The 24,297-nt window shown below is 42.9% G+C and carries 21 protein-coding genes, 2 tRNA genes and 1 pseudogene; 7 read left to right on the top strand and 17 right to left on the bottom strand.

What is annotated here, in order from left to right:
- Positions 1-10: 10 nt before the first annotated feature.
- Positions 11-1,153, bottom strand: a complete 1,143-nt coding sequence (locus EV690_RS13520; protein WP_131913545.1) for an ABC transporter substrate-binding protein — start codon at positions 1,151-1,153, stop codon at positions 11-13.
- 268 nt (positions 1,154-1,421) lie between these two features.
- Between EV690_RS13520 and EV690_RS13515 the strand changes: the two genes are divergently transcribed.
- The gene (locus EV690_RS13515; RefSeq protein ID WP_165872761.1) at positions 1,422-1,985 is read left to right on the top strand and encodes a thioredoxin family protein; all 564 of its coding nucleotides are present in this window, start codon (positions 1,422-1,424) and stop codon (positions 1,983-1,985) included.
- Here the strand turns inward: EV690_RS13515 and rimI are convergent, their stop codons facing one another.
- The 4 genes from rimI to EV690_RS13495 all read right to left on the bottom strand — a co-directional run bounded on the left by rimI (position 1,986) and on the right by EV690_RS13495 (position 3,406).
- Positions 1,986-2,444, bottom strand: coding sequence for a ribosomal protein S18-alanine N-acetyltransferase (gene rimI / locus EV690_RS13510; protein WP_131913543.1), 459 nt, complete (start codon positions 2,442-2,444; stop codon positions 1,986-1,988).
- Positions 2,428-2,781: a DNA polymerase III subunit psi gene (locus tag EV690_RS13505; RefSeq protein WP_165872760.1), complete on the bottom strand. Its 354-nt coding sequence runs from the start codon at positions 2,779-2,781 to the stop codon at positions 2,428-2,430. The genes rimI and EV690_RS13505 overlap by 17 nt, the downstream gene beginning before the upstream one ends.
- Positions 2,782-2,856: 75 nt before the next feature.
- A tRNA-Trp gene (locus tag EV690_RS13500) sits at positions 2,857-2,933 on the bottom strand.
- 101 nt (positions 2,934-3,034) lie between these two features.
- Positions 3,035-3,406, bottom strand: coding sequence for a YbaN family protein (locus EV690_RS13495; protein WP_131913541.1), 372 nt, complete (start codon positions 3,404-3,406; stop codon positions 3,035-3,037).
- Positions 3,407-3,591: 185 nt separating this feature from the next.
- Between EV690_RS13495 and EV690_RS13490 the strand changes: the two genes are divergently transcribed.
- Positions 3,592-3,667 (top strand) — tRNA-Thr (locus EV690_RS13490).
- 248 nt (positions 3,668-3,915) lie between these two features.
- On the opposite strand, the gene EV690_RS13485 is transcribed toward EV690_RS13490, so the two are convergent.
- Complete coding sequence (locus EV690_RS13485) at positions 3,916-4,104, bottom strand: hypothetical protein (RefSeq protein ID WP_131913540.1); 189 nt, start codon at positions 4,102-4,104, stop codon at positions 3,916-3,918.
- 337 nt (positions 4,105-4,441) lie between these two features.
- On the opposite strand from EV690_RS13485, the gene EV690_RS13480 reads away from it, so the two are divergent.
- Both EV690_RS13480 and EV690_RS13475 read left to right on the top strand, forming a co-directional pair.
- Entirely contained in the window at positions 4,442-4,894 is a 453-nt protein-coding gene (locus tag EV690_RS13480) for a tellurite resistance TerB family protein (protein WP_131913539.1), read from the top strand.
- A 224-nt stretch (positions 4,895-5,118) separates the two neighbouring features.
- Positions 5,119-6,150, top strand: a complete 1,032-nt coding sequence (locus tag EV690_RS13475) for a gluconeogenesis factor YvcK family protein (protein ID WP_131913538.1) — start codon at positions 5,119-5,121, stop codon at positions 6,148-6,150.
- Position 6,151: 1 nt separating this feature from the next.
- Here the strand turns inward: EV690_RS13475 and EV690_RS13470 are convergent, their stop codons facing one another.
- The gene (locus tag EV690_RS13470; RefSeq protein WP_131913537.1) at positions 6,152-8,074 is read right to left on the bottom strand and encodes a monovalent cation:proton antiporter-2 (CPA2) family protein; all 1,923 of its coding nucleotides are present in this window, start codon (positions 8,072-8,074) and stop codon (positions 6,152-6,154) included.
- Positions 8,074-8,667: an NAD(P)H-dependent oxidoreductase gene (locus EV690_RS13465; RefSeq protein ID WP_131913536.1), complete on the bottom strand. Its 594-nt coding sequence runs from the start codon at positions 8,665-8,667 to the stop codon at positions 8,074-8,076. Before EV690_RS13465 ends, EV690_RS13470 begins: the two co-directional genes overlap by 1 nt.
- 867 nt (positions 8,668-9,534) lie before the next feature.
- Between EV690_RS13465 and miaE the strand changes: the two genes are divergently transcribed.
- Positions 9,535-10,296, top strand: coding sequence for a tRNA isopentenyl-2-thiomethyl-A-37 hydroxylase MiaE (gene miaE, locus EV690_RS13460; RefSeq protein WP_131913535.1), 762 nt, complete (start codon positions 9,535-9,537; stop codon positions 10,294-10,296).
- Between the two features lie 53 nt (positions 10,297-10,349).
- Here the strand turns inward: miaE and efeB are convergent, their stop codons facing one another.
- The 6 genes and pseudogenes from efeB to EV690_RS13430 form a co-directional block, all read right to left on the bottom strand.
- Positions 10,350-11,657, bottom strand: coding sequence for an iron uptake transporter deferrochelatase/peroxidase subunit (gene efeB, locus EV690_RS13455; RefSeq protein WP_131913763.1), 1,308 nt, complete (start codon positions 11,655-11,657; stop codon positions 10,350-10,352).
- Positions 11,657-12,556, bottom strand: a complete 900-nt coding sequence (locus tag EV690_RS18650; RefSeq protein ID WP_131913534.1) for a cupredoxin domain-containing protein — start codon at positions 12,554-12,556, stop codon at positions 11,657-11,659. The genes efeB and EV690_RS18650 overlap by 1 nt, the downstream gene beginning before the upstream one ends.
- A gap of 14 nt (positions 12,557-12,570) precedes the next feature.
- Positions 12,571-13,332 (bottom strand): annotated as a pseudogene (gene efeO / locus EV690_RS13445) (iron uptake system protein EfeO); the annotation flags it as partial.
- A gap of 85 nt (positions 13,333-13,417) precedes the next feature.
- Positions 13,418-14,254 (bottom strand): iron uptake transporter permease EfeU, encoded by an 837-nt coding sequence (gene efeU / locus EV690_RS13440; RefSeq protein WP_131913532.1) that lies wholly within the window; start codon positions 14,252-14,254, stop codon positions 13,418-13,420.
- A 503-nt stretch (positions 14,255-14,757) separates the two neighbouring features.
- Positions 14,758-16,473, bottom strand: coding sequence for a D-lactate dehydrogenase (gene dld / locus EV690_RS13435; RefSeq protein ID WP_131913531.1), 1,716 nt, complete (start codon positions 16,471-16,473; stop codon positions 14,758-14,760).
- Between the two features lie 712 nt (positions 16,474-17,185).
- On the bottom strand, positions 17,186-18,016 hold the full coding sequence (locus EV690_RS13430; RefSeq protein ID WP_131913530.1) for an aldo/keto reductase: 831 nt from the start codon (positions 18,014-18,016) through the stop codon (positions 17,186-17,188).
- A 530-nt stretch (positions 18,017-18,546) separates the two neighbouring features.
- Here EV690_RS13430 and EV690_RS13425 point away from each other — a divergent pair.
- Positions 18,547-19,659: an anhydro-N-acetylmuramic acid kinase gene (locus tag EV690_RS13425; protein ID WP_131913529.1), complete on the top strand. Its 1,113-nt coding sequence runs from the start codon at positions 18,547-18,549 to the stop codon at positions 19,657-19,659.
- Between the two features lie 11 nt (positions 19,660-19,670).
- Positions 19,671-20,600, top strand: a complete 930-nt coding sequence (gene murQ / locus EV690_RS13420) for an N-acetylmuramic acid 6-phosphate etherase (RefSeq protein WP_131913528.1) — start codon at positions 19,671-19,673, stop codon at positions 20,598-20,600.
- Positions 20,601-20,610: 10 nt separating this feature from the next.
- Here the strand turns inward: murQ and EV690_RS13415 are convergent, their stop codons facing one another.
- The 3 genes from EV690_RS13415 to EV690_RS13405 form a co-directional block, all read right to left on the bottom strand.
- Entirely contained in the window at positions 20,611-21,411 is an 801-nt protein-coding gene (locus EV690_RS13415; RefSeq protein WP_131913527.1) for an alpha/beta hydrolase, read from the bottom strand.
- 11 nt (positions 21,412-21,422) lie between these two features.
- Positions 21,423-22,847, bottom strand: a complete 1,425-nt coding sequence (locus tag EV690_RS13410) for an MFS transporter (protein WP_224054991.1) — start codon at positions 22,845-22,847, stop codon at positions 21,423-21,425.
- Between the two features lie 320 nt (positions 22,848-23,167).
- Positions 23,168-23,902 carry a complement resistance protein TraT gene (locus EV690_RS13405; RefSeq protein WP_207907528.1) on the bottom strand — a complete coding sequence of 245 codons (735 nt, stop codon included), beginning with the start codon at positions 23,900-23,902 and terminating at the stop codon, positions 23,168-23,170.
- Positions 23,903-24,297 lie beyond the last annotated feature (395 nt).

Genomic DNA, 24,297 nt, shown 5'->3' with positions numbered 1-24,297 from the left:
CATGTCCTATTTACTTATATTTGGCGTGAGCAAACAAGGTCACATCACCTATTTTTATATCTGTAAAACGACTGAGGATCGTATGATACGTCTGAGTCGGATCAATATTTTTAAAGGCTTTCGGGTAAAAATCTTTGGCTAAACCTTCAATTGAAACAATATTGTAAGCATGGTTATAGAACTGATGGTATATTCCATAAACTCGATGATTTTTATACGCATTGAGTTGCTTAAATCCTGGGCGGTTTAGTAATCGAACAAATGCTTTATGAACACGTTGCGCGGAGACGACACCCCCTAACGGCAAGGCTAATGAATCAGGACCAAAATCAGCACCACTCATAACGTAGACATCCGGTTGCATCTGCAACACTTTTTCCATCGAAATCACGCCTGTTGGACCTTTAAGAAGCTCGCCACCCACATTTTCACCACCAGCAGCGACTATTTGAGGGCCCCAACCAAAATGATTATGCGTAAAACAACAATCATTCGCTCCTTTCGCCCCCGCATGGGCTTCTAAAAAGACGCGGACGCGTTTACCGCCATTGTCTTTAATCGCCTGCTTGACCAGCTGTTTAACTTTGGCTAAATGGCTCTCATAAAAATCAACGTATGCTTTAGCATTGGCTTGTTTATTTAAAATTTTACCCAGCAGCGCCACACTTTTAGGAGCATTTTTAACCGGATGAACGCCAGTATCAACAAATACAACCGGGACGTTTACTTTGGCTAGCTTTTGGATCACACCAGACTGTTCCAAGGCCGGTTTGGCACGAAGCTCAGCAATCAGCAGTTGTGGTCGATGAGTAATGACTTCTTCGATATTCAAATTACCGCTATCCCCAAAATTCATATCTAAAATTTTGCCGCCCGCTGGCCACTCTTTTACCAGGGGCTTCCAAGTCCCACGATCATGGCGCTTAATCAGGTTGTTCCACGCAACCACCCGTTTGAACGGATTGTGCCGATCGAGCAATGCCAACATCATTAAGTCACGGCCATCTTGCAGAACAACTCGCTGCGGCTCAGACTGAATCGTTACCTGACGACCCGCCATATCAGTTACCGTTAAAGGGTAAGTGCTAGCAAAACTAGCCCAAGAAATGAGACAGCTACAAACGAGCAACAGTAACTTCGTTAAATGGCGCATGAAGAAAAACTCCTACAAAATGAATCAGGGGAAAAGCAATGAGCTCATTAATATAAATAAAAATTATTCTCATTCAAGTGTTTTATCATTCTTTTCCGTTATAGAATATTTTTAACCTATATAAAAACCTCGTTTGAAAGCAGCGCTCGAGCAAACGATTATTGGCGTTATTAATCGCCACAAAAATCTTGTTATGTGGATCCACGGCAAATATAAATAATCGCTCTATAATAAAATGAAGATGGTTAGCGAATTCAATGGGATAGTTATGAAAGTCTCACGGAACCAAGTCCGTACTTGGTCAATGGCAGCATTAGCCGGCTTAGTTGCGATTTTAGCCTGCGGTTACATTTATTTTTTTCACATTAAGAGCTATGGCGTAAGTGCCAGCGATGGATGGTATTTTGAAGATGAAGGGTATCGGCAAGCACTGGCGATTTCACAACAGCAAAACCGTCCCATCCTCTTTTATTTTCGGCGCAAAGCGTGTCAAATCTGCAAAGATTTCGAAAAAAATATTATCAACAATGCCGATTTTATTCATTTCACCCAAAACTATGTCAAAGTTCGCTACACCATGGATTTGAATCGGGCTCATCAGCAATTTATCAAAAAATACCATATTCGCCTGCAACCTGCATTAATCGTGCAATATCAACAGCATCCACCAGTGTCAACACACCTAGTACTACCGATGAATCAGGTGTGGGTAGCAGAAAACAGTATTGATAACGGCAATCATATGCCATTATCCATCACCACATTGAAACTGTCGCTGAAACGCGTCACCGAGATAGCTAAGCGTCAGGCAATGTCCGACGCTAAAAATTAGCTACTCCGTTTGCTCAAGCAAAAAAGTCATCAGACAAGCATCCTCTCGCCCGTGGGGACAAGGGTAGTAACCTTTGCGGATCCCATCGAGTGTGAATCCGAATTTCTGATACAGCGCAATTGCAGCCTCATTACTCTGGCGCACTTCGAGCAAACATCGAGTCACAGATTGGTCGTTTAAATACTTAATCCAATGAGTTAATAACTGACTTGCTAATCCGTGTCGCTGGTGGTTCTTAGCAATACTAATATTTAATAATTCGGCCTCATCGACAATCACCTGACTAAACAAGTACCCAGCTATATCCCCATGGCAATCTTCAATCGCTAAATTAACGCTTCTTGAGGAAAAGCTTTGCTCAAATAACCTAGCGCTCCAAGGATGACACTGAACAGATTGCTCAATTGCGAGAATTTCACCAACCCGCGACTCGAGCAATGGCTTAACCATATAAGGCATGAGAGACCTGCTGCCAAAGCTGACGTTTTTGTTCGCCTTGAGTACTAAGCTCAGACCAAATATAGCGACTCACTCTTTCATCACTTTCCGGGGATTGCTCTGAAGTCCAGATAATAGTGGTGCTTGTGTAATGGCTGCATTTTTCAGGTGTGGTGATAAAGATGTTTGAATATTCATCTTGAATCGCTGCAATCAATCCTCGCCACAATGGAGATGCTTGAAGCTGGTCAGGTTGATCATGCACCCATAATAACGGGATCAAGAGCTCCTGCTTTTCGCGAGAACGCCAAACAGAGATCCCCATCTGCTGCAAGAAAGCAATTGAACGTTGTTGCATCGGCTGATTCTTCATGACTCAAAACGTTACCATAGCGGATCAAAAAGGCCTGCTCAATGAGCAGGCCTTAAAATCTGGCAGGGGCGGAGGGACTCGAACCCCCAACCGTCGGTTTTGGAGACCGCTGTTCTACCAATTCGAACTACACCCCTAAAGACGCAGCGTAGTATACCTAAACATTGATAAAGGTAAAGAGCAATTTTCATTAAAAAAATCGATTGGGTAAGCTTTAAGCAATTTAAAAGATAATACATCATTCTGACTGCGGAATTTGAGACCGCCGAGTGAGAATAAAGAGCAAAATTCCAGCCAACAGACACCAAGTCATGACTCGCCCTACCCATGGCATCTCTACAAAAATGAGCGTTGTAGCAGAAAAAATGAGCATACCACTTGCCAACCATTTAGCGCGGCTAGGGATCACTCGATGCTGACGCCAGTTCGTTATAATTGCGCCAAAATAACGATGGTTCAGTAACCACGACTCGAAGCGTTTTGATGCTTTGGAAAAACAGACGCACGAAAGCAATACAAATGGCGTTGTGGGCAGTAACGGTAACACAATCCCTATAACGCCAAGCCCCAACGAAAGCCAACCAATGCAAAGCAAAAGAATACGTAACATCTTAAGAACACCTTAAAATAACTCGTGATCCAAAAACCAGCTTATCCATGGTTTGCCAACAATCTATACAATTAATCTGACAATATATTTACTGTATGTCAAAAAATAACCGTAAGGCGAATTTTTTTGATTTGGTGTTTGACATCAAATCAAAATAACCGTTTAATAGCGCTCCATTAAGCGTCGCCGACTTAGCTCAGTAGGTAGAGCAACTGACTTGTAATCAGTAGGTCGCCAGTTCGATTCCGGCAGTCGGCACCATCTTAACGTTTAGTCTATTTTCTTCATTTATTTCATTGTTATTGTTGTTATCGGCTTATCTCTTTTTTGATTTCCTCTGTATTCGATCCATAGATATAACTATTTACCATAATGTAAATTTCTATAAAGAAAGATGATCTAAAAAAATGCTGCATTAACATAATCCATATTCAGCAGCATATTATCTTTATCTATCGATATCTATTGGCCCTAATTAGCTGGCAAAAAACAACAAATGTGCAGCTCAATTAAAAGGAACGACGATTAGAATCTAATTCATCTTGGCGAGCGGAGTGCGCTAATATAGCTTCGGCTTTATCAGTAGTTGAAGCAAGTTGTTCTAAAGCTCGTTCCAGCATGAAATCCAGCGTTTCCTGCGTCTTTGCACGACGGAATCGAATCAACCAATCTAATTTTGTACGTGGAGTGTTTGTCATTGAATCTTTAAACCAATCAATATGTAATTGATGAAATAAGCCATAGATATATTTAAGTATACACTAAAAAAATAACGAATGACTTTATAAGGAAATTACTCATTTATATCGATAAAAAGAAAGTCACAAAAACAATAGTCAAATAACAACACCATTTATGTTGTTATCATTCACTACATAATAAACAATATGTTAAGTAGCAAATAGTGATTCTAATATTTTGGTACTTTCTGTATAAATGGTCCCTTACGGGACATTTTCAAGCCCTACGAATAAAAAAATTTGGGTTTGACCACTAACTCTGCCACAATTTGTAGCCAACTATGAGGAATCAGTAATGCTTGAAACACTCCAACAATTTATCCGTGATGCTTTTGGCAGCGATGAACAACAATCCCAAAGCCCAGAAGAACAATTGAGGCTTGCTACAGCTGCATTATTAATTCAGGTTAGTGGTGCCGATGCAAACGAAAGTGGAGAAGAGCAATCCGTCATTTATCATCAGCTAAGCCAATTATTATCTTTAACACGTGAGGAATCAAGAGCCCTTTACATTCAAGCGCAAAAAGCCACTGAAAAATCCGTCTCTGTTTACGAATTTACCCACCTAGTAAAAGAGTTGGAATACGAAAAACGATATAAAATGATATTGGCGCTGTGGCAAGTTGCCTATGCAGACAACAATTTAGACCCACACGAAGAAGCACTTATTCGTAAAATAGCCGATTTAGTTTATCTCGATCATAGTGATTATATCCGAGCCAAACTTTCCGCCCAACCCAACGATTAATAATCAGCGTGGGTCATTCGTTGGTAAATCAAGGCTGATTTATGCCAGCCTTTTTGAGCCAATCACTGGCTAAAGTTCGATCAAAAAGATGACACCTCATTGCAAATGATTCCCACAATAACAAAGAATATATCCTCAATAACAAAAACGACCGCACTATTGATGTCACAGAGCAATAATCTACAATAGAGATGTCCTGAATTATTTATTAATAGGAGTTTTCCTTGCAGAATCCTCGCGTTGTTAATGCTCGTCGGGCTATCGCCACAATCGGCGGCGGCAGTGGACAATTTGTATTACTCAGTGCCCTGCGTGATGCCGAAAGTTTAGATGTGAGTGCAATTGTATCGATGACTGACAGTGGTGGTTCAACCGGACGTTTGCGCGATGAGCTGGGGATTTTACCGCCTGGTGATATATTAAAATGCATTTTAGCGCTATCGCCCCATCGAGACATGGCTCGTAAATTGTTACTCAAACGTTTTACCGGAAACCAGCGGCTGCGCGGCCATAGTGCGGGGAATATGCTGCTCACGATGTTGAGCCAATATTCAGGATCTTTTTCAACCGGGATCGAAGCATTGGCCCAATTGCTCGATGTTCGTGGTGAAATTCTTCCCGTGACGACCGACAAATCAACGTTAGTTGCACAACTGACGAATGGAGAACAAATCTATGGTGAAAATGCCATCGATGTGCCAAGAGGCAATCAGCGTCAAAAGATAGCCAATGTTTTCTTAGTCCCTCATCACAGCGATCAAATCACTGTTTTCCCGCGAGTCATCGAGCGACTGCGCCAAGTTAAAGCCGTGATTTTAGGCCCGGGGGATCTCTATACCAGTATCATCCCCAATTTGTTAGTTCCGGGGGTCCGCGAAGCGCTACAAAAAAGTCCTGCAAAACTCATTTATATTAGCAATATTATGACTAAATTTGGTGAAACAGATGGTTATACGTTGGAATCATTTGTTTCGATTCTGGAACACTATATTGGTCGTCCAGTCGATTGCATCATCTATAATAATGCAACCGCCAGCGAAGCAACCTTAAAAAACTATCGTAAACAGCGTTCTATGCCGGTTAAGATTACGAATCGTAAAAAACTGCTCAAACATTATGAGATTGTTGAGACCGATTTATTAGAGCAAGACTCAGGCATCATCCGCCATAGTGTCGAGAAATTAGCAAATGTGCTTCCCTCATACTTAGCAGATGATGCAAACATCGAACGCAGAACCGTTCAATCTAAAACGTAGCTTATGAATCGAGCGGATTATTTTTCCGCTCCAAACGTTGCTTTTTATTTCGTTTGTGGGCTTGATGCATTTGTGGTGTCATAGGATTCTTATCTTCGCCAACATAATTCTCCCAAGCCTGTTCATAAGCCTCAGTCGGGACTTGACTATCATCATTAAGCAATTTATCAAGCATGGCCTGTGAGCGCAGACTCTGCCGTAAAAATTCGCCATCATAATCTTCTTTAAGAAGCTGCTCGCGTAACAATTTATTATCATAAGATTTAAAAAACTCACCAATTCGATAGGCTTGATTCGCACGCCATCCCAATTCAGAGAGCGCATCAACCCCTAACGCCACCCCTGACCCTAACGTTTCCCGATGCACATAATCAACCCCTGCACGCATCAGCTCCAAAGCGTGGGGACGATCGACTGCGCGAGCTAAAATAATCAAATGCGGAAAATTTTGCCGCGCCATCCGCACGATCTCGAGCGTGCGCTCTGGATCATCAACCGCTACAATCAACAATTTGGCATTCTCAGCACCAGCTGAACTTAATAAATCGGCCCGAGATGCATTCCCATAAAAGACTTTAAAACCAAATCGTCCTAAGGTTTTAATATGATTCGCATCATGTTCAAGAATCGTCGTGCCAATATGATTACTATGGAGCATTCGCCCAACGATCTGACCAAAACGACCGAATCCAGCAATAATCACTGGATTTCCTTCATCAGTGACATCGCTTTCTGGCGTCGCCGCTCGATTTTTATATAAACGAGGGAATAGCCATCCCTGCGCCGCTATCATTAATAACGGTGTAGTGGCCATTGATAAGGCAATCACCAATGTAGTCATGTCCACAACCGATTTGCTCAGTACATATGAACTACCGGCAAAGGAAACCAGCACAAAACCAAATTCACCACTTTGCGATAGCGCCAAAGAAAATATCGCCAGATCTTCACCACGTAATTTCGATGCAACACCAACAGCAATCAGTACCACTAATTTAATCACCACCAAAGACAGTACACATAGGCTAATAATGCCAACGTGCTCGGCCAAAAAATTAAAATTGATATTGGCACCAACTGAGATAAAAAACAGGCCCAGTAATAACCCTTTAAAAGGCTCAACGTCTGCTTCTAGTTCATGGCGATACTCACTATCTGCCAGAACCACCCCAGCCAAAAAGGTCCCCAATGCCGGAGATAAACCAACCATATCCATGGCTTGGGCAATCCCAACGACTAGCGCTAACGCAGCCGCCACAAACAGTTCTCGCATATTCGACTGTGCCACCATGCGGAACACGGGGCGTAATAAATAATGCCCCCCAAAGATAATGCCCGCGATCACTGCTGCAATTTCAGTCACCCGCAACCAAGCCGGAATTGAGGAATTAACTTGCACCATCGCACTCGATACGGCCAAAAAAGGAATCACGGCCAGCATCGGGATCACGGCAATATCTTGAAACAGCAATACCGAAAAGGAGTTCCTTCCTGCCGGTGTTTTTAATAATCCTTTTTCCTGCAAACTCTGTAGCACTAATGCCGTTGAAGAGACTGACAAAATTAACCCAAGCGCAATTGATACCCGGCCAGATAACCCAACAGCGAGGCCTATCGACCAGATCACCAAACAGGTCAGTACGACCTGCAATCCGCCGGTAAAAAAGATCGATTTTTTAAGTCGCCATAACCGAGATGGCTTGAGCTCTAGGCCGATCAAAAACAACATAATGACCACACCAAACTCAGCAAAATGCATCACGTCCGGTGAACCACCGACAAATCCTAAGACGTAAGGGCCAATCATCGCCCCAGCAATCAGATAACCTAATACGGATCCTAGCCCTAAACGAGTAGCGATTGGCACGGACAAAACCGCCGCGGCTAAATAAATGAAGGCATCAAACCATAACGAATGCTCCATTATGCCTCCGCTTCCGGGTGAGAAAGGTAATGGCAACTTTCATCAATCACTAATGATTCATCTCGAATCTGCTCCAATAGCAACCGATAACGGCTGGCGAACTGTCGAAGGCGCGTAGCATCACCATGTTTGTGTACACCATCAATGACAAATGGAGGTAAATAGCGCATTCCACACAAAATGGCCGTTTGCTCAAACGGCAGTAAAAACTGACGCAACGTATAACGGTTATAACCATCAGGTTGATACGAGGTTAGCGATCCGCCACAACTGACAACCTGAAGCATCTGCGTCAGCTTTGCGGTTGAATTTTCCTGGTCAGGATAAACATAGCTGCGAGTTAAAACTAGATCCATCCACTCTTTGAGCAATGCTGGTGCCGAATACCAGTAAAGTGGGTGTTGCAGGACTAAAACATCATGCTGAGACAAAATAGCCTGTTCTGCCAACGTATCAATAAATCCACTCGGATAGTGCTGATAAAGATCACGAATAGTCACGTCTTGTATCGTATCAATTGCATCGATTAAATATCGATTAGATAGACTCTTATGAAAAGCTGGGTGGGCAAAAATTACTAAAATGCGCGCCATAAATTGCTAATCCTATTATTTACTCTTTATCATCAATGGACTATTTGAATAAGGTTTAAAAATAAAAACTTGATCTCCCCTAACAATGACGATACCGAATCTTCAAATTAATCAGTGGATGACGAGAATATCGAAAGTAATAGTTGTCACAACTGATTAATGTATAAAAAATAACTGATCTGTATCACTAAGTGTAGGCCTATTATTAAAATAACACTTTATGATGAATGAACCATTAACTATTTGTTATGTGGATAGTATCCCATCAGTAAGCAATGCATATCGCGATATCATAGAACGCATGATAAACGTACTAAATGAATGGGTAGCTACGGTAATCTCTTAAAATAAAGTGGCAATAAACAAGTTTAAATTGCCTGCAATAGCTGTCTTTCTCATTGATTTAGCTCGAAAATAACCTTTTATAGAAGACTACATGCCCCCATCAGGAGGAATAATCATCGCTTCTTCAAGGAGAGCAAAATCAAGCCCTTAAAATTTGTCATTATGAATAATAAAATTACACTCTTTCTGAAGCAGGATAGCCGGTAATTCTCACGCGGGGGAGCGTACTTATCTTGTGGGTATTTAGCCTGCTGGGTAGGCAATTTTTCCATACTTGCAACTTTAATCGAGTCGTTTTAATTGCTGTCGCTTATGCAATCAGCAATCGTTTTTCAATCAATGGTTTAATTCCCTAAAAAGATAATGGTTTTAAATTCGTCTCTATCGCTGTGTGGCGCGATTAAATAATAGGTCGTACTATTTGCAATCCCCGACATAACCAGAGCTAAAACATCATCAATACTGGGCAAGTCATCCAAGCCGAGGTATGATCAGCACTGACTTATTCGTTCGCCATTGATCATGAATTCTGAGTTATTAGCCCCCATCCACTCTTTTTTATATTGCCAAAGCCCACAAGCATGGGTTGATGAAGCGCTCAAACCCACTAATTTACCAGTCTTACTCATTGATCATCTGGTATGTGAGCTAAAAGCCGCACAATCGGGCATGTACTTTATCCGCCGTTACGGTGTTGATCGCGCCAGCAACGAGCAATTATTAGACTGGCTTGCACCTTTTGAAAACTTTATTTATCACCACACTGGCAATTGGCAACAACTCAACCAGCATAACCGTTTAGGCAAAAAGTTACTGGCAAAGGGCGACAGTCCTTACGCCCAAACGATTATCGATAAGATGGTGTTACTGATTAAAGAAGAGCTTCACCATTTTTATCAGGTGCTTGAAGTGATGAATGAGTTTAAGATTGAATACCACAACATCACCTCAAGTCGCTATGCCAAAGGACTGCTTCATCATGTCACTACCCATGAGCCCCAAACACTGATCGATAAACTCATTTGCGCCGCGTATATTGAAGCCCGTTCCTGCGAGCGCTTTGCCGCACTCAGTGAGCATGTTGAGCCTCGTTTGGGGCAATTTTACCAGTCATTATTACGTTCTGAAGCACGCCACTTCCAAGATTACTTGCACCTGGCACGACAAATTGCTGGCGAAAACATTGAAGAACGGATCGCTTTTTTCAAACGCATCGAAACAGAACTTATTTTAAGTCCCGATCCGGAATTTAAATTTCACTCGGGTGTGCCTCAATGTCTCTGAAAATATACACAAAACCCGCGAAAAGCAGGCATTTGCTCTCAACCAAATTCGCATCACGATTCGAGTAACGTCTGGCCTAAATAATGATTGGGCGATTTAACCCCTGGTAACGCAAAGAAGTATCCTCCACCAAAGGGCTTAATATACTCTTCAAGAGGTTCACCATTGAGTCTATTTTGCGTATCAATAAACCCCTTATCCAGATCACTTTGATAAGCAATAAATAGTAGCCCCACATCCAATTGACCTGAAGCGCTCGTGGTATAGGAATAACTATATCCGCGACGTAGCAATAGGTATTTGGGAAAATCCGGGGTCCGTGGATTCGCTAAGCGCATATGCGCATCCATCGGGATCCGTTTCCCATGTGGATCACTGGCATAATCGGGATCATCGTGCTCATGACGCATCCCCAAAGGCGCCCCCGTATCACGGTTACGACCAAAAATAGTTTGTTGTTCTTGCAACGGTGTTCGATCCCAGTGTTCAACATAAAATCTAATAAGGCGTACCGCTTGATAACTTCCTCCTACAGCCCATTGCGGTTCATCCGCTCCCGGTTGCACCCACAACATCTGACGCTGTACTTGATGATCATTACCGGGAGGGTTCACTGTCCCATCTTTAAAACCTAATAAATTAATCGGTGTTTGTTGCCCTGCAGAGGCTGCTGCATGCGCCGAAATAAAGCCATCTCGACGCCAGCGCACAGCGAGTGAACCCGGGCAATGTTTAATAATATCGCGTAGTGCATGTAAAGTAGTATCGGGGCTATTCGCGCAAATCTGTAACAAAATATCCCCATGACAATATTCACTTTGCAGAGCATCATTCGCAAAGCGGGTCATCTTTTTAAGCTGTCGCGGTTTGAGATGGCTTAATCCAAAACGTTGATCAAATAGTGACGCCCCCACTGACACAGTAATAGTCAGGTTATCTGGTTCAATGACAGGGCCCATAATACCTGAGTCCATCGGAGGATATTTAGCATCGCGCTGAGGGACTGTCCCGCCATGCATTAAAAAAGCGATTCGATCGTTTAACGTTTTAAACATGGTTTTAAGCGATGTCCGGTCGGTCGCCAACACATCAAAAGCGACTAATGCGACATTTGCTTGCTGCGGTGTAATGATGCCACTTTGTTCATTCCCATAAAACGGTTGGCGTTTGTTAGCACTATCAAAATCCACCATTGCTGGATTGCGCATGTTCGTTTGACCGTAGGCTAAATTAGACAACCCACTATACGCTAGAGCACCACCAGCCACGCCAACCATACCTTTAAGCATTTTACGGCGGCTGGTATCTTTAATATCTGATTTTGCTTGCTTTTTTTTACCCAAATGAAATGGACATGCCATCATTGACCTCCCACAGCTAATGATTGACTCAGTTGATGTAAGTCACGTTGAACCTGCTGTGCTGTGCGTTGATTTTGACGCGTTCGAAATTGGCTTAAATCGCTTTTAAATTGTTTCAATTGTTGAGGATTAAGATGCTGCATCACCGGTTCAATTAACGTCACGAACTGCTCTGTCCCCTGCAATAAGGCTTGCGTCATAGCTGCGTGCTCTCCAGTATAGGTGGCAAATGCATGTGCGAGCACATCAATGACGTCACGCGTTGTCATCGACTGATGCAGCAAGAGTTGTTGCCACTGCGAAATCTGCTTTTGAAGGTGTGAATAATTGGCAGATGCTGGCGCTCTATTCTGAATAGTTGACGGCGATAACTTCCTCACAAATAAATGCAGTAATTGATACTGACCACTATCAGCAACCTTTAACTGAGTTGGCTCACGAGCTAAGGTTTTACTTAAGGCTCGGGCACGCATAATGAGCTTAAATTTATATTCGCTCGCAATCGCGATCAGATCTTTCGATTGCACTTGGTAGTCCATGCCACCTTGAGGAACTTTGACGACTAACTGACCTTGCGGATTCGTTAATAAACCACAGGTCATAGCGTATTTGCCAGGTAACAGATCCACCGTCATTTTCTGATAAAAACCAGGCGCGATATTCTCTCGCTCGGCAACCACACGAACGCCTTTTAAGATTTCCCATTCGAGAACCCGTGAACTTTTATTTTTAATAATAAACCGAGACTTTCCTGCAAAGATCTGCATCGACATGGGTTGGCACTGGTGGTCTGTCACGACGATGTGATAATCATTGACCGACTCTTTAGATTGCACTGATAACACACAACCAAAGATGCCACTGAGGAAAATAGTGGCATAAATTAAGTAATTTCGCATATCCATTAGCCTTATTAGTTAAGTCCTAATAAACCTCGTAATTGCGAGAGGTCTTCAGCTAATACCGTAATAGGGCCTTGGAGTGCACGTCGATCAGCTTTGGTCAGTTTACTGTAGGATTCAAATCCAGATGGCGTCTGATATTTGGCTAAAATAGAATCAACCTGGTGAAAATTCTTATCTATTTTAGCCAATAATTGGGGATTAGCTTGCTTGAGTATGGGTCGTAACAAATCAACAATTTTTTCTGACCCCATCACATTCGCTTTGAAATCCCATAAATCTGTATGGCTATAGCGATCTTCTTCCCCACTGATTTTCGACTGGGCCACTTCTTCAATTAAGCCTGCAGCGCCATCAACAACTGTACTCGGGGGGAAAGCAAGGCCTTGTAATCGTTGTTGCAGATCTTTGACATCAGCCATGAGTTTGTTCGCATAGTGATCTTGTTCTTTCGTTGAACCTTTGACCCATAGACTGTGTTCTAAGCGATGAAACCCACTAAAATTAGCATCTTTTACACCTTTTTGGAAATCGTCTTCACGAGCATCAATACTCGAATCTAAATCCGAAAATAACTCTGCGACAGGTTCAATGCGTTCATAATGAATTCGAGCGGGGGCATATAATCTCTTTGCCTTTTGCATGTTCCCGGCCTTAATCGCATCGGTAAATTCTCTCGTGTCCTTTACTAATTCACCCACTTGCTCAATGACATAAATTTTATATTCAGTCATTGGTGCTGTTAACTGGCGAGAGTAATCTTTAGCACTCGCTAAACTAGAAGCTGTGAGTAGCAACCCTGCTGTAAGAGTAAGTGAGCTCTTATAATTCATCCTTTTTCTCCTTCGTCCATTGTCGTTATGTTTTTGATTTGCGTGTATTCACTTGCGAATTCATGGTTTGTTTGACGATAAACCACGTCAAAGCAGGAATAAGATATAAGACATAGATCAACACTTCGCTTTGTGATGGCGTTTGCTGATAGCCCAATAAACTTTCTAAGAGCGTTCCCAAAAGACTTTGTGTTGAAAGCCATTCACTGCTATTAAAGGCCAGTGCCTGCAAGTGATTCCATAACCCAGCCTCATGAAACGCTCGAATCGCTCCCGCAGCCAACCCAGCCGCGACAAATAAAATGAATAATGATGTCCAGCGAAAGAAAGCCTTTAAAGGAACTCGGACCCCTGCAAAATACAGCACTAGCCCCATACCAATCGCAGTCGCTAACCCCGTTACAGCCCCAATCGGTGCTTGTAAACCGACATCTTGAGAGAACGCGCTCAACAAGAAGAACACTGACTCAAGCCCTTCGCGAGCGACCGCTAAAAAAACCATTAGCAGTAGAGCCCGAGCAGGCCCTTGTCGAGTAGTTAATGCATCTTCAACTTGCTGGGTGATTGAGACACTATTGGCACTGTTCTGCATCCAAAACACCATATAAGTCAGCATAATGACAGCAATGACCGCCACAATGCCTTCGAATAACTCTTGCTCAGCTTGAGGAAATTCTCCGCTGCCAATATGAATTGCAATCCCCAGAGCAAGACATAGGCTCGCTGCACTAATGACCCCGATCCAGACATACTTCATCCATTGTGACTGCCCAGTTTTTTTTAAGTAACAAGCAATCAATACCACGATCAACGTAGCTTCGAGTCCTTCCCGCAGCATAATAAGGAATGGGTAAAAAAACATAAAAACCTAAATGAAAATCATTATCAACTTCATTCAATAATATGGATTTAATTTTTTTATGCAATATTTCTGTGAAAAAAATTAACGCCTCAGCACAAAGATCGCCTCCACATACATGATCAAATGCAGAGCATAGCGGGATTATTTAGCAGGGTGACTCGTGAAACAGCCGTGAGGTATTGAGGCATGATGGCAATTGCGCAAGATTATAAATGGTGCAATACAGACAACGACTGTCCTTGCCAAACACATGGATACTCAAGCGATTTAGGCCAATCAAGGCCAACGCAATCTGGCATGCAGGGGAAGATTAAACGAGGGAAAGAGTATACCTCGCCACCTGTTTTAATCATTCCATAGTTTGTTGCGAACGACCCACCATAATCTCTCTTTATTCGATATTTCCTTAACAAAAGAAAGGTTTGATGGGTGTATCTAGAAAGACAAATGGCTCTATTTTAATCACCAACACGCCTTTAGAGTGATGCCGATCAGCATCATTCTCAATGAGGCGTATGCTCATGCCAATGTTTACATTTAGAGGTTTGACCTATCCCTGGGTTAAACGCATTACATGGGTCGAGTTCTTGATAAAATTTAGCCTGCTCAGACCCAGCTGGATACAGATGGCCGACATTATGTTCAGCCGGATACTGTGCCTGGCGCTGATCGAGCAATGCCCACATTTTATGCTCTAATTCCAAACAATTGGCGCCTTTACGAATCACATAATCCTGATGGAAAACATGGCAGAAAAAATGGCCATAATAGAGCTTAACTAAGATATCTTTATCAATATCCTCTGGTAGATGTTCTTCCCATTGACGTTCGTTGCGTTTTAACGCTATATCCAAAGCGACGATGTCCTCAACCGTATCGGGATGCACAGCCCGATAGCGCACCGCTGCACCAGCGGCTGCAAAGCGATGTAAAAAGGCTTTTTTCCCCTCATCTGGAGTACATTCAAAAAAGTCACCTTCATGGCTCTTAAAGAACGCTTTTAAATACTGGCGGGCTTCATCAATACCATCGCCAGCCATTTTGAGTAATAGGTGATGCTCATAGCCCTGACGATATTGCTGCATCCGTTTTGGCAAATGGTTGGGGAACAAGCGACTCAGCCCTTGTAAAATACGATCACTTAGTGTTTCGGACAGTCCAGGGATCTGGGCACACCAACCATCAAAGCGGCTTTTGAGTGAAAAAAACAGGGGTAACCGATCGGTTCCCAGCCAGTTGATCATTAAAAATGTGTCTTTACCGTATTTTTCTGCAATATCGTAACAATCACGGTGAATATATTCGCCCGAAATCGGTAGCGACTTAAAATGCGCCAGCATCTCACGACGCAAATCTTCAAGCACATCTGGATCATTCGTTCCAATGTAAAAGACTTGGTTGTCTTTTTGTGCTTCAAATGTATCAAGACGAACGGCAAATACCATTAATTTACCAGCGCATCCGGACGCTTCATATAAGCGTCGAGGATCTGCATTAAAACGCGCCGCACTATTAGCATCTACATCACGAATATGTTCTTGATATTCGTTATCGCTGGCTTTGGCGTTTTCCATGCTATGAATTTGCTTAAATTGCCCTTTTTCTAACTGACTGAGAATGGTTTTAGGATCATCTCCCAATTCAATTCCCAAGTGATTAACCAGTTTTAACTGCCCCTGTTCATCAAGCTGAGCAAAAATTGCCAACTCGGTGTAAGCTGGCCCACGCCGCACCAGTGAACCACCTGAGTTATTACAAATTCCGCCAAGCACCGAGGCCCCCAAACACGATGAACCAATCACTGAGTGAGGTTCACGTCCCAAAGGTCTTAGTCGTTTTTCGAGCTCGTCGAGGGTTGACCCTGGCAGACAAACGACTTGCTCACCATTCTGAATTAAGTGAACCTGATTTATGCGCATCACATTCACAATAACTATCGGTCGATCATAATCATCGCCATCCGGAGTTGACCCCCCCGTTAGTCCCGTATTAGCCGCTTGAGTAATGACAATCACATCTGCTTCAACACAGGCTTGTAAAATTTGCCATTGCTGATAAAGCGAACCCGGCTTAACTACAGCCAGAACAGGGCCATCGCCAAAGCGAAACCCTTTGCGATAACGACGAGTTGCGGAATTTTTGGTGAGAACGTGAGAATGACCAACGATGTCATTAAACCGCCCGATCAATTGGCGATTTTCTTCACTTAACTGTGCCATATAGCTCCTTTGACATCATAATTAAAACATCGGAAAAACGGGTCAAACCTCGTGGTTTCATCGCAATAATAAGGCTATGGTACACGGACTTAAAAAGACGTCGCGACGCGTTCTTGGTCGATCGCTTTTTCGTTATTTAAATATTATTTTTTTGTTAAAAATCTCTGATAAATTTACGCCGAAAACGCTGATTAATCAATGTGTCAAAGCCGCATCAGTCAGATTAAATCAGGATGCATATCCGTATTTTTACGATACAGAGCACTCGAACATCACATACCATTCGTGAGTCATTTCTCTCATATTAATAACCGCCAGATAAAAATCGGCATCTTGAGTCATCACAACTTAGAATGACGATTGAAAAATAACACTGCTCAGGAATAAATAGCGGTTTAAAAATTAGCTAAAAATAGCGAAGGCAATATTCTTTTGACATTTTCAAAAAGTTAAACAAGTGCCTTGGAAAATCGATATAAGTATTTAATGACATATTTTTAGCAAAATTAGAGACCATTAGAACAATGTCCTCCGATTGAATGAAGCTTAAGATTTTGAGTCTATTTTTTACATGCACCGTTATATGAATTAATTTTTTTCGCTCGTAAATATTTATTTATAAAATATGGAATCCAGCATTTTGTAGCTCTGATCTTAGATTATCTACCGAAGGGATATGACCGTTACCATACAATGATAACGGCCTTGTTTGTTACTCAGGAAATTCCAGAGGATCGGGGCCTAAACGCCCGCCGTTATCGATGGCTGCAATATTCACTAAATCATCTGCATCTAACGCGAAATCAAAAACATTAAAGTTTTCTTGAATCCGACTGGGTGTTACCGATTTCGGGATGACGATTCGTCCCTGTTGCACATGCCAACGAATAATCACTTGCGCTGAGCTCTTCCCATGTTTCTCAGCAATAGCATTAAGCGTAGGATGATTTAAAGCCTTTCCTTGTCCCAGTGGACTCCATGCTTCGGTTTCAATCCCCAGAGTCTTGTGCGTTTGTTGCAGAGCGTTTTGCTGCCAGAAAGGATGTAACTCAACTTGGTTCAATACAGGTGTTACGCCAGTTTCATCAATCAAACGCTGTAAATGCTCCAGATTAAAATTCGATACGCCAATCGATCTGACCTTTCCTTGTGCTTGCGCTGCAATCAAGGCTTTCCACGTTTCAAGATAAAGATCCATCTTTGGAAATGGCCAATGAATCAGCAATAAATCGACATAGGATAATTGCAACCGCTCCAGACTGGCATCCAAGGCCGCGGTAGCTTTATCAAACCCTTGATCCGTGTTCCATATTTTGGTGGTTACAAACAGTTCCTCTCTAGAGATACCCGCTTGCTTAATCCCCTGCCCAACCCCTTCCTCGTTCTTATAAACAGAGGCGGTATCAATATGACGATACCCAGACTCAATGGCTACATAGACGGCATTGGCTGCTTGCTCTTGGCTTGCTTGCCAAACGCCAAGTCCTATCTGCGGGATAGTGTTGCCATCAGATAGTGGAATGAATGATTGTTGAGTTGGCATAAATACCTCGTATTTCATGAAGTCAGTAGTTATTTTATCAGCGAATATGATGTCTGACGGTCTATCGAACTCCTTAGGAAATATCACCAGTAAGATAACCGCCAAACCGGGGATAGCGTATTGAGTGTACCAATTTTTAACGTTACGTATACAACTGATGTTTCATACCATCATGATGTCTATAGCGTAAACAATTTATCTATCAGTTGGTCACTATACAGCCAATACCTGATGATATTCTAGATAATAGCATCATTGCGTCATTAGACCCGATAGATTGGTTAATACGCCCAAACATGCAACGCCCATCGATTGATCATGACTTAAAGTAAGCCGACACGGGCCATCCATAGAGTCCCATCGGTATCATTGAATTTTGCCTCGACAATAAATTGCTACTCAAAGCGCAACGCCATTAATTTACTAGTAAATCAAAAACCAAATCCGCTAAAATGGATGACATTATCGGCCAGAGACATCCGAACAGTCCTCACCAACACTGGCTGTTTATGATTAGGAGTATGATCTCAATGCAACAAGCTGAGCTCTATATTGGCGTTATGTCAGGAACAAGTTTGGATGGAATCGATGTGGTTGCTGTCGATTTTTCAAAGCAGCAACCCACATTAATCGCTAGCTTCAATGACCAGTTCCCATCAGAACTGCACGAGTTACTCCATCACATTGCTCTTAATAAAGCACTTCCTATCAGTCAGATAGGTTATGCCACAACTTGGCTTAGCCAATGCTATAGCGATGCGATTAATCACATGTGTGACTGTGCAGGTTTCGATAAAAAGGATGTCCAGGCCATTGGGTGTCACGGTCAGACCGTCCAGCATCACCCACAACCACCGTATCCCTATAGTATACAACTGAATAACCCGAGCCTGATTGCAGCGCAAACGCAAATTACCACTATTGCCGATTTTCGCAGCAAAGATTTAGCCTATGGGGGACAAGGTGCGCCGTTGGTGCCAGCATTTCACCATGCATTATTCGGCAAGAGTGATGAGACAGTGGTCGTTCTAAATATCGGGGGAATTGCCAATATCTCAATTTTACAAGCAGATACGCCGGTAAGTGGCTATGACACCGGCCCAGGGAATATATTACTCGACAGTTGGATCAACCATTGTCGGCAACTACCAATGGACGAGGATGGCCGCTGGGCGCTCACTGGAACCATCATTCCCGAGCTCTTAACGGCCCTTCGTCACGATGACTATTTCACCCAACCCGCCCCAAAAAGCACCGGACGAGAACATTTTAATCTCGATTGGCTGCAATCACACTTGAATCATCAAGAAAAACCAGAAGATGTGCAGGCAACCTTGTTAGAGTTGACCGCCATAACCATTACCGAGCCACTGCAAAACTACCCATCTGGCGAGTTACTCGTATGCGGAGGGGGCGCCCACAATAGTGCACTGATGAAACGCCTACAAAACCAGTTACCCAATTGGCAGGTTCTAACCACCGACGAAAAAGGTATCCATTCAGACTATATGGAAGCGATAGCTTTTGCTTGGTTAGCAAGGCAATGCTTAAAAGGTATCGCTATCGATATGCCCAATATATCCGGTGCCAGCAGAGCGTCCATCTTAGGTGGTATATTTCAGGCTGATCCAATCATTCGATAAAAGAGAGCAGAATGCAAAACGATAACCTCATTCAGGAACTTACAACGCTGACTTCCGAGCAATCAAATCCAGCGACGCAAAAGCTGGATGAGCTGAATAGCCTCGCTATTGTGACTCTGATGAATCAGCAAGATGCACAGGTACCAAACGCCATTGCCAAAATTCTGCCACAAATAGCCCAGGCTGTGGACCTGATTTGCCAAAGTTTTCGCCAAAATGGCCGTCTAATCTATGTGGGTGCAGGAACCAGCGGTCGCTTAGGCGTATTAGATGCCAGTGAATGCCCGCCCACTTTTGGTGTCAACGATCAGCAAGTGATCGGCTTGATTGCAGGTGGCAAAGAGGCGATGTTTAAAGCCCAAGAGGGCGCTGAAGACTCTCCAGCCCTTGCCCAAGACGATCTACAAGCACTTGAACTAACATCAAAAGATGTCGTCGTCGGAATTGCTGCCAGTGGCCGAACCCCGTATGTGATTGGCGCGCTAGAATATAGTCAGGTTATCGGTGCAACCACCATTGCTCTTAGCTGCAACGCTGATTCACCCATTGCCCAAAAAGCACAGCTGGCATTAACACCAATAGTGGGTCCAGAGGTACTCGCAGGTTCCACTCGGCTCAAATCAGGCACCGCACAAAAATTAATTCTCAACATGCTCACCACCGCAGCAATGGTCCAGATGGGTAAATGTTATGAGAATTTTATGGTCGATCTCAAAGCATCTAACCTAAAGCTCAAAGCACGCTCATTGGGTATTCTCATGCAATTGACAGATTGCAATCGAGCTCAGGCTGAGCATCTACTCAGAGCAGCCAACGGACAGTTAAAAATCGCTATTTTAATGGCCATGACCCAGTTAGATGCAGAACAGGCTCAAACACAGTTAGACAAAGCAGATGGACATTTAAAAACAGCGATAAAAAATACCCTGTCTGTCTATTAAATAGCCGAAGTTAGCTAGGGAGCATCCACTGCAACACACGTTGAATATCTTGATCCCAAAATTCCCAGTTATGTCCGCCTGGTTCACTATAAAATAGCAACTGAGCCTGACGCTGAGTCAATTGTTCTTTTACTTTAAGATTGAGCTCATAAAGCGGATCGTCCAACCCAATGGACTGATAAAGTGCAGGGATAGCACGACCACTTGCTTGAAGATCGTCATACAGTTTTATTAAATCTGAGTTGCTTCGACGTAAATTCTGCGGATCTTTGAATAATCGATGCCATGGGATTGGACCATCATCAACACCATATTGGGGTGACTCATGTAGATAGGCTAAATCTAATGCCCCGGATAAACTGGCAGCCTTGGCGAAGCGCTCTGGATGTTTAAGTGCCAAAAGCCAGGCGCCATATCCCCCCATTGAAAATCCGGCTACGAATGTTTTACTGCGCTCAGTCGAAATTGGAAAAACGTTGCCAACCATCTGCGGTAATTCATCCGCGAAGAAGTCATAATATCGATTGCCATAGACTTCATTGTGATAAAAGCTGTTCTCAGCCGATGCCATTACCAATACGCAGCGATGCTTCTGCGCATAGCGCTCAATACTGCTAAAACGAACCCAAGAGTGGCAGTTTCCATAAGCGCCGTGCAATAGATAGATGACTGGAAAACCACTTTGATAGGGATAATTTTGCACAAAATTTTCTTCAATAATTTGTTCTTCACCTTCTGGCGTTGGCACTACGACATTGATAGTGACGTTTGTTGCCAATACTGAACTAAAAAATTGACATGTTGAGAGCATACAAATCCTTATCACGCATCCTTAGCGCGAAGTCGACGCAGGGCATCAACATTGCGAGCCACTGCCTTTTTATTTAATGGATACAGGAACCACAGCACAATCACGAAAGCCAACGAACTGATTGCTGGAATGAGACAAGTAATATCATAAATTCCATCAACAACCGGCTGGCTAAAAGCAGTTGTCGATGAATACCCAACGACGGATAACATGATCCCGGTTAAACCAGAAGCTAATGCCTGACCAATTTTTCTGAAAAAAGAATAGAGAGAATAAACAGAGCCATCTTCTCGCCGGAGTGTCTTGAGCTCATTCGCATCAATGACATCCGTAATCATCGCCCAACAAACCAGGGTAAAAATTGCAATCCCAATATAACCAATGGCATAAAAAACGAACCAAACATAAATGTTATGCGTATGCAGCCAATAGAGTACAAATAGCGAAACGGTACTCACTACAGAGCTTACAAGTGAGATCTCTTTCTTCCCAAACCACTGGGATAATTTCACTACAAAAGGGGTAAAAGCAAAGGTAATAATGACACCCAGAAAAACAGCAACTGAAAAAGCCGAAGCATTCCCAAAATAATTGGGGTAGATATAGGCACCGGTTCCGGTTAACGACAATTGCGTAACCAACAACAATAATGAGCTAAACACGATCCCGATAAGAGCGCGATCATGAATCAGGCTGGATAACAGCTTCGCAAGTGAAAACTTCACTGTTAACTTTTTTACTTTAATGCGCTCAGTACACATAAAGTAACAACCAATATAACAACCAACCATTAGAAACGCACAGACAAGCGCCCCAACGGCCAAGTGTTCAGATGACAATACCGAGTGACCATTAGGTTGTTTATAAAAAACAAATAACGGTAAGATCACCCCAACAATCATAATCCCCACGGTCGCTCCCACCGTGCGCCAAGATGACAAAGCCGTCCGATCAATTGGGTCGCTAGAAATAGCAGATGCCATTGAGCCATATGGAATATTAATCCCGGTATAACAGACACTTCCCCAAAGAAGATAAGAGAAAAACATCCAGAACACTTTAAAACCCATTGGCATATGAGCAAACCAAACAGGGAATAGCAAAACAGTTGCAACAGCCACCGGACCACTCATTCGCAATAACCAAGGGGCAAATTTACCTTTTGCATTAGGTTGACAGCGATCAACCAGCTGTCCCATAGTCACATCGGTAAAAGCATCGACCACTTTACTCACCAACATCATGAAACCAACAAGTTCAGCTGAAACCCCCATGACATCGGTATAAAACTTTAAAAGAAAGACTGCAGAGATCACGAAAGTAAGATTATTCGCCAAATCACCTAAAGCGTATCCGATCTTATCTCGCATACCGAAAGGCTTTGCTAATTCAGGCATTTTTACAGCTGTCTGATCCTGATGAGAATGAACATCCATCTTGCTTCCCCTATCACAATGGAATATTCATATTATTGGTTAACCAATTTTAAAAATGTTAAATAACTCATATAGATAAAAATATTTAATAGATCTTACAAAAAATATAATTTTGATCACATATTGGCCCAATACATGAGCTAAAGCGAAAATTTGGTTATCCAAAATCTGAATTCAGAAATAAACGAACATATTTCGACATTCACAGCATCACAGCATAAAAAAATCCGATACCTGCAATCGGTATCGGATCTTCAATATCTCAACACTATTTAGATGGTTGGCTTACGCTATAATTGTGTCCATCCAAAGAGCTCCGTTTATAAAATGCCAGCGATCGAGTGGATCAACCCCTGCTGCAATTTTGGCAGAGCCTCATTGAAATCTAGGTTCACTTTATTGGCGACACTAATGATACGCGTTTGATAGCGTTTCCAATGGGTTATCTGAGTACTGGATATTTTTTTAGAGCCGCTGGTCCCTTGGTGCAATCGCGCATTATCCTCTTCTGTTACCTTCACGCCTTGCCCAGCCCGCTCGGAGATTTGCACATCCGTCACCATGGTAAAATACACATCTTCAACCATCGCATCGGCGGCCATCCCAATCAAGCCGCCTATGAGTCCGGTGCCAACACGCCCTGTTCCCCCACCGGCGATGGAAGCCCCTACAGCCGCACCAACGATGCCCGAACCATATCCACTTAGCAGCGCAGCTTGAGAGCCACTTTTATCACTTTTTGACACCTGGAGAATATTGGCTTGGATCATATAGTGCGCTTTATCTGGGTCATCGGTCACCCGATATCCCTTGGCTTCAATCGCAGCCACAATTTGACTCTTAATTTTTATATCTTGCTGATCTGATGTATTACGGATTTGTAAAAAGACCACCCGTTCTGACGGTTTCACCGGATCTAAGAAAACCGTATCAGACATCTTCGTCTGCACATCAAGATTTCGCTTTTTAATCGCCGTATACGTTGCTGAACAACCAGTTAACATCACACACATCGCTGTAAATGCAATCACAGCAATCTTAGGGAGCACTCTCATTGACTTGAATTCCTTTCAAAGTAACCTATTTATTTGTAAAGAAACCAAATTATAATCAAAAAAGTAAATAATCATAGACCCATACTCAGATCACATCGTCATCCATGTAAATTTCACACATTCGTATGATAGTCGATCATTATTTCGTATGAGATCCGTTCATAAAAAATTGGTCAAACGGACTGGGAAGCGTGATACGGGCAGGGGCTTTGAACAATAACAGAGAGCAGAATGAGCGCTGGAAGATAAACACGAGGGAACACCAGGCAGTGCCCGTCAATCAACAGCAATCCGGAGCAAGGACAAAATCCCACCCATAAAAAAAGCCCCATCCAACGGATGGGGCTCAATTCGAAGCCTGGCAGTGACCTACTTTCACATGGGGAAACCCCACA

The organism is Celerinatantimonas diazotrophica (genome assembly GCF_004339545.1).
Lineage (GTDB): Bacteria > Pseudomonadota > Gammaproteobacteria > Enterobacterales > Celerinatantimonadaceae > Celerinatantimonas > Celerinatantimonas diazotrophica.
This window is presented reverse-complemented; position numbering and strand designations above follow the sequence as displayed.